Genomic DNA, 10,778 nt, shown 5'->3' on the forward strand with positions numbered 1-10,778 from the left:
CCGAGTAGGACGCGATTTCCCCGGCATTAACAGCCGACGTTGCACGCTTCATCACACGCAGCAGGGCCCAGCCCTACTATCACGGAGGTCCTCCGATGATTGAAACCCGCGACATGACAGTCGATTTCCGAGCCACGATGAGCCGGCTCGCCACCGGTGTCAGCGTGATCACCACGTGCTCCGGCAGCACGCCGATCGGCATGACGGCCAGCGCCGTGTCCGCCTTGTCCCTCGAGCCGCTCCAGTTGCTCGTGTGCATCGCCAACCACCTGTACACGCGGACCGCGATAGCGGAGCACGGCCGCTTCGCCGTCAACATCCTCGGCGAGGACAGCGAGCCCCTGGCGCGGAACTTCGCCGCTTCCAAGCCGGACAAGTTCGCGGGCGTCGAGACTGTCGACGACCACGGGGTGCCGGTGTTGAAGGACGCCATCGCGGCTGTTGTGTGCGACGTCGCCGCGGCGCTCCCCGGTGGCGATCACACCATCTTCGTGGGTGACGTCCGCTATTGCGGACACAGGGGCGATGGCCGGCCTCTGCTCCACTTTGCGGGAGGTTTCGGCGCGATCAGGGCTCCGCACTAGTCCTGCCGGCAGCGGTCCGAAGGGCGCCGCTGCGGGGCCCGTGACCGGCCCGCTACGGCCCCCGATGTCCGGCTCTTCCGAGGTGAGCCATGGACGTCGGGGGCTCCGCCCGTTCCGACGAGTCCACGGAAGGCGCCATGACCAACTTCGTGCCGACCTTCAAGCTGCATCCTCCGGCCCAGCCCCCGCATCTCCTGACACGCCCGCGTCTGCTGCGTCGGCTTGACGCGGCGACCGAGCCCGTGGTCGTGGTCTCCGCGCCGGCTGGTGCCGGAAAAACGGTGCTCCTGACCGAGTGGTCGCGAGGCCTGGCGGCTCACGGAGAGTGCGCCTGGCTCACCCTCGACGCGTACGACAACGTCCCCGGCCGGCTCTGGGCCGGCATTCTGCGGGCGTTGCACGAGGCACGACCGACACTGCCCGCCCGCCCCGACAGCGATGAATGGACGCTCGACGCATGGCTCGAGGAGATCCTGCCGAGCCTTGTGGCCGGACGGGGCGGAGAAGGCCCGCTCACGCTGATCCTCGACGGACTGGAATCCATCACGGACGCCGACGCGGTCCGCGGACTGGGAGACTTCCTGACGAGGCTGCCCCAGGGCTTCCGCATCGTTCTGTCGACCCGGCACCTTCCCGGAAGGCCCCTTCCGGCCCTGCGCGCACGGGGCCTGACCGCCGAACTGGACCAGTACGACCTGGCCTTCACCCTCGAGGAAGCACAGGCAGTGCTCACCGATCTGCTCGGCTCCGCTCCGACCCCGGACACGGCGAGCGCGCTGCACGAGGCCACCGAAGGCTGGGCGGCGGGGCTGAGCATCATGGGGCGCACCCTGGCCCGCTCGGCGAACAAGGCTGACGCGGAAGGGAATTTGGCCCGCGGCAGGCATGCGGTCACCGAGTATCTGGCCACCGAGGTGCTCTACCGGCTCACCACCGAACAGCGCCGATTCCTGCTGCATACCAGTGTGCTCGACGAGCTGAGCGCCGGGCCGTGCCAGGCGCTCGCTGGTGACCGGGCGGGCGTACTGTTGCACGAGCTCGCACGGACCGTACAACTGCTCGTGCCCGTCGCCGCTGTTCCGTCGGCGTACCGGCATCACCGGGCATTGTCTGCGCTTCTGTCCGACGTCCTGTCGTCCAAAGGGCCGGATACCGTCGGGTCCCTGCACCGGTCGGCGGGTCAGTGGTACTCCCGGCAGGGAGAGACGACCGCGGCCGTACGGCACTGGGTGCTGGGCGGCGATGAGTCCGCGGCCGTCGCGTCGATTCTCGGCGCCTGGGAGAAGGCGATCTCGGCAGGCCGTCGTGCTGAGGTCTCGCATTGGCTGGACCTCTTGCCGCCCCGCACGGTGGCCGCCGACGCAAGGTTGTGCGTCGTGGCGGCGATGGCGGCTCTCTCGGGGGGCGCCCCGGAAACGGCGCGGCGCTGGCTCGAGGTGGCCCGACTCAGACAGACGGGGCCTGAGACGGTCGGCGACGGCAGCACGGTGTCCGATGCGGCAGCCGTCGCTCAGGCTGTCGCCTGCTGTCTGGAGGGGGAGATCCTGACCGCCGAGCATCTCGGCGAATCCGCCGTGGCCGGCACCATGCCGTTGACTTCCTGGCGTGCTCTGGCCAGTACGGCCCGCGGTGCTGCGATGCTGTGGACCTCCCGGTATGAGGAAGCGGAGGCGCTGCTCGGCGAGGCGACCCGTGACGCGCATGCGGCCGGGCACAGCTTGGCGCTCGTCCGCGCGCTGGGCTTGCGGGCGGTGTCCGCGGTGCTGGCCGGCCGGCACGAGCCGGCGCGCGTGCTGAGCGACGAGGCCCTCGAGGCGGCCGCGACGGCCGGCCTGAGAAGGCACTTCGTCGCTGTCTCCGCCTACATCGGCCGGGCCGGCGTACTCGTCGAAGAGGGACAGGTCGACGAGGCAGAACGCGTTCTGGCCGACGCCGAAGCGGCGCTGGTGGGCTCGCCCCGCGCCGGAGGCGAACCCCACGTACGCGCCTTGTGCCACTTCACGCGGGCACGACTTGAGAGTGCGCGGCACAATCCCGACGCGGCGCGAGTGGCCCGCGAGGCGGCCGAGCGGGCAGCGGACCGGTGCGAGTCACCAGGGGTACTGACGGATCTGCTCGGGCGGCTCGGCAAGGAATCAATGGTGGCGCTCGCCGTGCCCGGCCCCCAGGACCTGTCGCTGGGGGAGCGCCGAGTGCTCCGCGCCCTGTGCGGTCCGTTGACGCTGCGGGAGATCGCCTCGGAACTCTATGTGTCCCACAACACCGTCAAGACACAGGTACGGGCGATCTTCCGCAAACTCGGCGCGCACGACAGGAGCGGAGCGGTCGCAAGGGCCCGGGAGTGCGGCGTGCTCTGATCCGGGCCCTTGCATCCCGCTACGAAGCGTCCTGGCGGCGGGCGTAGTCCGCCTGAGACGTGTACGCGGTCTCCTTCTGCTCGGCGCTCGCGCTCTCGATGCCGCAGACCTTGCGTGCGAGGTCAGCCATACTGCCGTTCGGGGACATCTCGGCACGCTTCATGGTGAGCGTGCGGATGGCCAGCAGAGGAGTGCCGTTGAAGTTCTCGAAGGTGCTGATGCGGTCGCCCCAGTCGGACAGGAACAGATCGCGGATCACGCGGCTGATCTTCAGCCGGTCGTGCGGCCTCCCGACCGGTCCGGTCTGCAGCGCCTCCAGCCACGGCCGGAGTTCGGACTGCTGCCACTGCCCCTCGGTCGGGAAGATGAGCGAGGCACGTCCGGCCAGGTCGACGACCTCGTGGACCATGCCGGCAATGTTCTCGAGGTAATACGCCCGCCCGAAGTCGAACATCAGGACGTTCGGCTTGTAGAGGCCACCCGGCGTGGTGAACCCCTCGTCCTCCGAAGCGATCACATGCGCCTTGAGCGTCTGGTGGAAGCCGGCGAACCGGGCGATCCGGGTCTGGACGGGCGGCAGTTGATAGGTACCGATGTGCTCGGTGATCAGCAAGACCAGACCGAGCATCAGCTCGGCGCGCACCATCTGGCGCACCAGGGCCTGGTAGTGCAGCCAGTCGAAGACGCGCTGCGGGTACAGCGACGCGTGCTTGGGATTACCGATGTGGAACACCCGATTCCAGGGGATGAGCACATCCTCGAACACGATGACCGCGTCCAACTCGTCGCCCTGCGAGGCGAGCGGGTGCTCGACCTCCTCGCCGTCCCGGACGTTGCTCTCCCGGCAGATGATGGTGACCCCGGGGGTGTTGGGCTTGACCGCCCCGAAGATGACCTGTTCCGGCAGAATGCCGGGGCGGTAGAAGACGCCGATGTGGATCCAGTCACCGAAGGCAGCGCCGGTGCTGATCGCCTTCACGCCCCGCACGGTGATGCCCTCGTCCGAGGTGCCGACCACCTGCAGGGCCGGGGACTCGGCCTGGGCGGAATCGCGCGAGCGGTCCGTCTGCGGGTCGACGAACGCCGGCGTCGTGTTGAGGTCGCTCTCTCGTACCTCGTTCCAGAAGTCGATGATCCCCTTGGTCAGATCCCGCCCATCGGTGCCGACGGACTGGCTGCTCCAGGGCTCCGGGTCGTCGACGTAGGTGATCAGTACGTAGTTGTTGACGTCCGGAGTACGCGGGGTCGCCCCGCCGCCGAGCTCCCGCAGCACCGTCTCCATGTAGCGCCGCTTGCGCTTCAGGTCCTTCTTGGTGCGGTGCTGGAACCACGTCATGGACCGCCTGACGCCGTCCTCGTCCACGAACGTCATGACGTCCTGGAGGTCCGGGCGGTGGTGCAGGTCGTAGAAATCCGCGAGCCTGCGGGCATACGCCCGGGTCTTGGGGTGCGTGGCCACGTTCTCGACGAGCTCGTCACCCACCCACACCTTGCGGCCGTCGTTCAGTGCCGCCAGGTATTCCTTGCCTGTACGCACGTCGTGCTCCTCTCCAGGGGCAAGAGATCTGGACGGCACGGAGCATGCGTCGCGGCGGGGTGAGAGGACGGCGCGGAACCGGGAATCACCCGGGTGAAAGCGCTGAGCACAGGGGAAGCGACGTTGAGGGCACATGTGCCGTGCGGCATGCTTGATCCATGCGCAGCACAGACCCCGCGGGCGACCGGGCCCGTGGGCCCGGAAACCGGGCCATGACCGGGCTGCGCCTCAGGGGACGGGACCGCGAGATCGTGGCTGTCCGTGAGGCCTTGGAAGCGGTGCGTGGTGGACAGGGTGCCTGTGTCGTCGTGGAAGGCGCACCTGGCGTCGGCAAGAGCCGGCTGCTCGCGGAGCTGGACGAGCTGGCGCGGCAGTTCGGGTTCGATGTGGTGTCAGTACAGGCCGACGAGCTCGACCAGTACGCGGCAGGAGCTGCCCTGCAGTCCGCCTTGCAGCCCTCCGGCGATCGCGACCGAGCCGCCGCAGCCACCGACGACCAGCGGCTGTGGCTGCTGGACGGCATCACGGACGCACTGGAGGAGCGAGCTCAGCGCGCCCCGGTGGCCGTGCTTGTGGACGACGCCCAGTGGGCGGATCCGGCAACCCTCTTCGTGTTCCGCACCCTGCCCGGACGACTCACCGCCTCGCGGATCCTGTGGGTTCTGGCGGTACGGTCGGAGACCGAGCGGCCGACCGTGGCCAAGGTGCGAGAGGACCTCGAACATCTCGGAGCCCGGTGGTTGACCCTTGGCCCCCTGCCGCAGCAGGAGCTGCAGCACATCGCGGCCGATGTCCTCGGGGCGAAGCCGTCATCCGGTCTGGCCAAGCTTCTGCGAGGCGTCGCGGGTAATCCGTTCCTGGCGATCGAACTGGTGCGCGCTCTTACCGACACGGATGCCGTCGAAGTGGAGGGGGGCGTGGCGAACCTCCTGCACGACTCGATCCCCGGCGGTTTCCGGCGGAGTGCCGCCGCACGTCTGGACCGGCTCCCGGAGGATGCCGTGCGCCTACTCCAGATCGGGTCCGTCCTCGGCCGCGAATTCGACCTCGGCACGGCCGCCCGAATGCTCGGCAAGCAGGTCGGCAGCCTGCTTTCGGGTGTCGAGGCCGCCCTGAACGCCGGGCTGCTCTCGGCCGACGGCCCACGACTGGCCTTCCGCCACGACCTCATACGGCAGGCTGTCCACGAGAACCTGCCGCTGGCCGTACGGACCGCTCTGCATCGGGAGGCTGCCGACACTCTGCGGAGCATCGGAGCACGATCGGCGGAGCTGGCCTGGCACGTCGTCATGTCGGGCGGCCCGGTCGACGACGCCGCCGTGACCACGCTGACCACTGCCGTACGGGAACTGTCGTTGACGGCACCCGACGCGGCTGCGGACTTCGCTCAGCGGATCGCCGGCCTGCTGCCTCCACACGATCGGCGTCGAATCACCCTGCTGACCGACGCCGCCGAGTACCTCGGCCGGACCCGCCGGGTTCACGAGGCCCTCGACCTGATCGACTCCGCCCTGTCAGACGGTCTTGAGCCGTCGCAGGAGGCATGCCTGCGCCTGGTGGCTGCCGAGATCTACCAGGCGGCGGGCGAGGACGCCGCCGCCATGACCCACCTCGAGCGGGCCCTGGACCTTCCTGGGCTTTCGCCTGACGTGCGCATCCGCCTGCTGAAGACCAAGGCGACGGGCCACGTGTACCTCGGGGACATCGCCGCTGCCGAACAGATCGACACCGGACTGGTCGAGGCTGCCTACCGCAGCGACGATCCGGCTCTCGTCGTCAGCGCCATGGTGTTCCAGTCACAGACGTGCTTCTACCGCGGGCGCCTTGCCCGCGCCCTCGAGCTTGCCGAGCAGGCCACACGGCGCGCCGGCACGGAGTCCGCCGTGCTCTACCTGCGGCCCCCGCGGATTCCGGCGCTGTGGCTGGCCACGGTACTGACCACCAGCGACCGGCTCGCAGACACCGAGGGGATTTTGCGGGAGGGACAGCGCGAAGCGGAGGCACTGGGCCTCGGCTGGTCGCTTCCCCACTGGCATGCCGCCCGTGCCTGCGCACTCCTCGAACGGGGAGCACTGGACGACGCGGCCGTGGAGGCCGAGGCGAGTCTGACGGTGGCGGACGAACTCGAGATCGCTCAACCGAATCCGCGGGCCCGCTCCGTGCTCGCATTGGTGGAGACCAGACGCGGTGACCTCGCCAAGGCCAGGGACCATCTCGGCGCCGCCGAAGCCGGTTCCGGCACACCCACGCAGCGGTACGGCCTGTGGGTGTCGCTCGCGTGCGCCTGCCTGGCGCACGCGGAGGGCCGGGATGCCGCGGCGGCAGGGGCATTCAAGGACAGCTTCGGACAGCTCGAGCCGACGCGGCTGCTTGCGGTACCTCCGTCCCACTGGCCCGCGATGGTGCGCATCGCGCTCCGAGCCGAGGACCCGTCGCTCGCGCAGACCGTGTCCGACTCCTTGCGCAGCCTGACCGCACAGGACGACAGCCGGCTGACCATCGGCGCGGTCCGCGCCCATGTGGACGGCCTGCTCCACAGCGACACCCGCGCCCTGGAGTCCGCCATCACCGGTTACCGGAGCACCGGCAGGCCGCTGGCACTGGCTGCGGCCTGTGAGGACCTCGGCGAGCTCATGGCCGCATCGCCCGATCCAACGCCGGCGATCCCGTATTTCGAGGAAGCGGCTGAGCTGGCGTCGGCCTCGGGAGCCCTGCGCGATCACGAACGGATCAGGCGGCGCCTTCGGCAGCTCGGCGTGCGCACCGGCCCCCCACGGCACCACACGACCGGCTCCCCGGAGTGGGGGGACCTGACCGAATCCGAGCGGAAGCTGATTCCGCTCGTCGTGGACGGCCTCACCAACCGGGCCATCGCCGACCGGCTCTATGTGTCCGTGCACACCGTCAACACCCACATGAAGCACATCTTCACCAAGCTGGGTATCAACACGCGAGTCGAACTGACTCGTCTGGCGGTCGAACGGGGTGGTCTCGCCGACGGGGCGGACTGAGCGGTGGTGGAGTGAGCGGTGGGGGGGCTGAGCGGCCCCGACGGGCAGGGCGCGACCGCCAGGATCCCTTGAATGGGCGATGCCTGCTGCCGCGGCACTGCTGATGCTGGTGGCGACGGCGATGCAATGCGCACGGCGCCGCCTTTCATCAGGAAGTGACCGCCTCATGAACACGATGCACGAAGTAGGCGCACACCGACGCGGAGGCCCCGACCGGCTGATCCACAAGACCGCACCGCGTGCCGAGCCAGAGCCCGGCGATGTGGTCCGGGCGGGCCGGGACCATGTCGCACACGGATTGTGCTTCGTCGTCGAGCCGGCCGCAGACGGGCTCGCCTCCATCAGCAAGTCGATCAGGAGCAGACGGCTGAGCCCCGACACCGACCTGCCTGTCGCGCGGACCCGCGTCGCATACGAGGCGCTCGAGAAGGGGTACCGACCCGGCAAGGTTTTCACCCATGTCGCGGGCGGATAGTGAGCCGCAGCGCAGGGCGGTCGGCCGCAGCACCGACGCAGGCCCGGAACGCGGATACCGCGGCCAACTCCGCGCTGTCGTAGCCGCGAGCGCTGCCCCGCACGGATACACCCTGGCGCTGTGGACCGCCACCGCGGTGACGTCGTCGGAACGGGGCGCCCCAGGTGTGGCCGAGGTCCTGGCGGGCCTCACTGGTGCGACGTTCGCCTTCGTCGCGTTGGGTGCTGTCGCGTACGGCGGTGCCCTCATGACGCCGGACAGATCCGTCCGGGCCGGCACGTGGATATGGGCCGCCTTCCATCTGCCCATGGCGGCTTTCGCCGCGCTGGTCAGCCTGTTGATCGCGCGGTGTTGTTCAGGGCCCCTCCTGTGGGGGCTCGTCGGGACGACCACGACCGCCGTGTACCTGCTGGGTGTCAGCGCTCAGTACCTCTGCTGCGCAGTTCGCCGAATCACCTAGAAGTCTCATTCGCTCACCCGTAAGAGGTTCACCATGCCCCTCGCTCTCGACCCCGCTGCTCAGGACCTTCTGTTCCGGGAGGCACGGACCGCCAACACCTTCACCGACGAGCCGGTGACAGACGAACAGATCGAGGCCATCTACGACTTGGTCAAGTACGGACCCACCTCCATGAACCAGCAGCCGCTGCGTATCGTGCTGGTCCGTTCGCCCGAAGCGCGCGAGCGTCTGGCCAAGCACATGTCCGAGGGCAACCGTAAGAAGACCGCGGCTGCCCCGCTCGTCGCCGTCCTTGCCGCGGACAATGAGTTCCACGAGGAACTGCCCAGTCAATTCCCGCACTTCCCGCAAGCCAAGGATCTCTTCGCCGAGCGTGAAGTGCGTGAGCGATCAGCGAAGCTCAACGCGCTTCTCCAGGTCGGCTATTTCATCGTCGGCATCCGTGCCGCCGGTCTGGCTGCAGGACCGATGACCGGCTTCGACGCCGAGGGAATCGACAAGGAGTTCTTCGGCGATGGCGAGCACTCGGTTCTCGTCGTCGTCAACATCGGCAAGCCGGGCGAGAACGCGTGGTTCACACGCTCCCCGCGTCTGACGTATGGCCAAGTGGTCTCCACCGTCTGATCGACGGCCACGGCCACGGCCACCTGGCAGCGTGCTTGCGCGAGCGCCGAAGCGTGATCCCGCCAGTGCCTGCCCGGTGATCCACCTCGTCACCACGGTGCCCAGGCTGAAGGCCGTCGACGCTGACAGCGCCAAGGGCACATCCGTGGCTCGGTTGCTGCCGATCGCCATGATTGGCACCGCGTGGCCTTTCCAAGGGAGGCGTGGCGCGGGTTGCGGCTTGCCGACCGCACGGCGGCGGGCAGCGATGTTGGCGTAGCGCGCCATTGTGCCGGCGGTGCCGCCGGGCGCTCGTCAAGGGTTCGTGAGATGCCCGCTGCACGACCGGTGCCACCCGTGCCGCGAGCTGTTCCAGGTCCGCCGAGGCCAGCGGCTCCACCTTGATCACCGAACGCGGTATCGCGACCCCGATCAGCTGGGCGACTGCCAGCTCGGCGGGCAGCGCGGGCTCCGGGACGTCCAGCCGGCCCGCGGCGCGTCGCAGCAGCCGCATGGCGACCAAGCGGCGGAAGACGGCGGCAGCGGACTCGTTGGTCAGGGCGGACCGGAGAATCGCCGGCAGTGGCGTACGGTCGTGGGGTTCTCCCAGACGTTGAGGACGAACCGGGTCAAGCGCTCGCCGAGGGCCACGTGGGGTCCCTGGGTGATCGCATCCGGCAGTCTCATGACCAGGGCGCTGCGACGGACGGGACCCGCTTCGGTCGCCTGGTCATGGGCACAGCACCTCACTCACCTGCGGGAAACCTTCATGGCCGACGCGAGGCGCAGGTACGTGAACGCGAGGGCTGCGGCGAGGAAGGCGTCGCCACCGGTCACGTGGAGGGGGAGGAGGCGGTGCTGGAGCCTGGGTGCGGTGGTGCGCTCGCGCGTGTACCGCCTGGCGTTGTCCGGGCCCAGCGCTGCCCGGCCCCGCCGGCTACTCGGCGAGCAGAAGGTCGTCCTCCTCGAACAGGGCGGGGTTGTCCGAGCGGAGGAAGACGGCAACGCCGAGTACGACGCCGCGTGCGCGCATCGGTACGACCAGGGGCGAATGCATCCTGGGCTCACGGATCTTCTTGGCCCGCGCCGGGTCCAGCTTTACCTATGCCGGGCTCGCGCACGAGAGGGTGGCCCGTCAGTGAGCGTCGGAGCTTTCGTTCGCGGAGTGCTGGGGACCGGGGTAGGGGTCGTATCCGAACGTCATGAGCCGGTCCCAGACCCAGGGGTAGAAGCGGTCGTACCGGCTGTACTCGACGCTGCTGTCTCCGTCGCTTCCGCTGTCGTTTTCTCCGGTGGTCCCCGTGTCCGCAACCACACCCACCCGGGCGGGGACGGGCGCGTCGGCCGGAAGCGGAGCCGCGGTTGCGGAAGTACTGACAGCGAGGAGCGCACCTCCGGCCATTGCAAGAGAAGCAGTCGCGGTGGCAATACGCCGCATGAACTTGTTCATGGTCATTCCTCCTTGCATTACCCAACTACTGATGTCCCCGGTGCAGCCACACAGCTCCACGACCGCCGTCGCGGTCCACCCGGGCACCGTCGGAGCATGGGGCTCATCGAGCAAATGCAGTCCGTCCGCAATTCCCGGGAGCAATAACTACCGACGCGACCAGTGTCGATTGGGAAAGCCGACAGCGCATCGCTCGACCTAGTGATTGAGCCTTTCCCGGTAACCGGTCGTCGCTCGCTGTGATCGCTGGGCTGTGCTGTGCCGCTGCCGTCGCCAAGTCCGCGCAGCCGTAAGGCCCCTG

General features: G+C 68.9%; 10 protein-coding genes. 6 read left to right on the forward strand and 4 right to left on the reverse strand.

Features of this window, described 5'->3' with window-relative positions; all coding sequences use genetic code 11:
- The first annotated feature begins 95 nt into the window (after positions 1 to 95).
- Both ACWDA7_RS22160 and ACWDA7_RS22165 read left to right on the forward strand, forming a co-directional pair.
- Entirely contained in the window at positions 96 to 584 is a 489-nt protein-coding gene (locus ACWDA7_RS22160; protein ID WP_450605955.1) for a flavin reductase family protein, read from the forward strand.
- Between the two features lie 89 nt (positions 585 to 673).
- On the forward strand, positions 674 to 2,941 hold the full coding sequence (locus tag ACWDA7_RS22165) for a LuxR C-terminal-related transcriptional regulator (protein WP_450605956.1): 2,268 nt from the start codon (positions 674 to 676) through the stop codon (positions 2,939 to 2,941).
- A 19-nt stretch (positions 2,942 to 2,960) separates the two neighbouring features.
- Here ACWDA7_RS22165 and ACWDA7_RS22170 read toward each other — a convergent pair whose 3' ends face one another.
- Entirely contained in the window at positions 2,961 to 4,478 is a 1,518-nt protein-coding gene (locus ACWDA7_RS22170) for a 4-hydroxyphenylacetate 3-hydroxylase family protein (protein ID WP_450605957.1), read from the reverse strand.
- A gap of 158 nt (positions 4,479 to 4,636) precedes the next feature.
- Here ACWDA7_RS22170 and ACWDA7_RS22175 point away from each other — a divergent pair, with 158 nt between their 5' ends.
- The 4 genes from ACWDA7_RS22175 (at position 4,637) to ACWDA7_RS22190 (ending at position 9,048) form a co-directional block, all read left to right on the forward strand.
- Complete coding sequence (locus ACWDA7_RS22175) at positions 4,637 to 7,489, forward strand: helix-turn-helix transcriptional regulator (RefSeq protein ID WP_450605958.1); 2,853 nt, start codon at positions 4,637 to 4,639, stop codon at positions 7,487 to 7,489.
- Positions 7,490 to 7,655: 166 nt separating this feature from the next.
- Complete coding sequence (locus tag ACWDA7_RS22180; protein ID WP_450605959.1) at positions 7,656 to 7,964, forward strand: hypothetical protein; 309 nt, start codon at positions 7,656 to 7,658, stop codon at positions 7,962 to 7,964.
- The gene (locus ACWDA7_RS22185) at positions 7,948 to 8,424 is read left to right on the forward strand and encodes a hypothetical protein (RefSeq protein ID WP_450605960.1); all 477 of its coding nucleotides are present in this window, start codon (positions 7,948 to 7,950) and stop codon (positions 8,422 to 8,424) included. The genes ACWDA7_RS22180 and ACWDA7_RS22185 overlap by 17 nt, the downstream gene beginning before the upstream one ends.
- A gap of 33 nt (positions 8,425 to 8,457) precedes the next feature.
- Positions 8,458 to 9,048 (forward strand): malonic semialdehyde reductase, encoded by a 591-nt coding sequence (locus ACWDA7_RS22190; RefSeq protein WP_450605961.1) that lies wholly within the window; start codon positions 8,458 to 8,460, stop codon positions 9,046 to 9,048.
- Here the strand turns inward: ACWDA7_RS22190 and ACWDA7_RS22195 are convergent.
- From ACWDA7_RS22195 to ACWDA7_RS22205, 3 genes are all read right to left on the reverse strand, one after another.
- Positions 8,999 to 9,637 carry a TetR/AcrR family transcriptional regulator gene (locus tag ACWDA7_RS22195; protein ID WP_450605966.1) on the reverse strand — a complete coding sequence of 213 codons (639 nt, stop codon included), beginning with the start codon at positions 9,635 to 9,637 and terminating at the stop codon, positions 8,999 to 9,001. The two genes, ACWDA7_RS22190 and ACWDA7_RS22195, sit on opposite strands and share 50 nt — an antisense overlap.
- Entirely contained in the window at positions 9,583 to 9,714 is a 132-nt protein-coding gene (locus tag ACWDA7_RS22200; RefSeq protein WP_450605962.1) for a hypothetical protein, read from the reverse strand. The genes ACWDA7_RS22195 and ACWDA7_RS22200 overlap by 55 nt, the downstream gene beginning before the upstream one ends.
- A gap of 448 nt (positions 9,715 to 10,162) precedes the next feature.
- Positions 10,163 to 10,477: a hypothetical protein gene (locus tag ACWDA7_RS22205; RefSeq protein WP_450605963.1), complete on the reverse strand. Its 315-nt coding sequence runs from the start codon at positions 10,475 to 10,477 to the stop codon at positions 10,163 to 10,165.
- Between the last annotated feature and the right edge of the window lie 301 nt (positions 10,478 to 10,778).

The sequence above is a fragment of the Streptomyces sp. NPDC001156 genome (assembly GCF_053598275.1).

Coding starts and splice junctions, on each gene's coding strand:
- ACWDA7_RS22160 (WP_450605955.1), top strand. CDS start 96: ATGATTGAAACCCGCGACATGACAGTCGATTTCCGAGCCACGATGAGC.
- ACWDA7_RS22165 (WP_450605956.1), top strand. CDS start 674: ATGGACGTCGGGGGCTCCGCCCGTTCCGACGAGTCCACGGAAGGCGCC.
- ACWDA7_RS22175 (WP_450605958.1), top strand. CDS start 4,637: ATGCGCAGCACAGACCCCGCGGGCGACCGGGCCCGTGGGCCCGGAAAC.
- ACWDA7_RS22180 (WP_450605959.1), top strand. CDS start 7,656: ATGAACACGATGCACGAAGTAGGCGCACACCGACGCGGAGGCCCCGAC.
- ACWDA7_RS22185 (WP_450605960.1), top strand. CDS start 7,948: ATGTCGCGGGCGGATAGTGAGCCGCAGCGCAGGGCGGTCGGCCGCAGC.
- ACWDA7_RS22190 (WP_450605961.1), top strand. CDS start 8,458: ATGCCCCTCGCTCTCGACCCCGCTGCTCAGGACCTTCTGTTCCGGGAG.
- ACWDA7_RS22200 (WP_450605962.1), bottom strand. CDS start 9,714: ATGAGACTGCCGGATGCGATCACCCAGGGACCCCACGTGGCCCTCGGC.
- ACWDA7_RS22205 (WP_450605963.1), bottom strand. CDS start 10,477: ATGAACAAGTTCATGCGGCGTATTGCCACCGCGACTGCTTCTCTTGCA.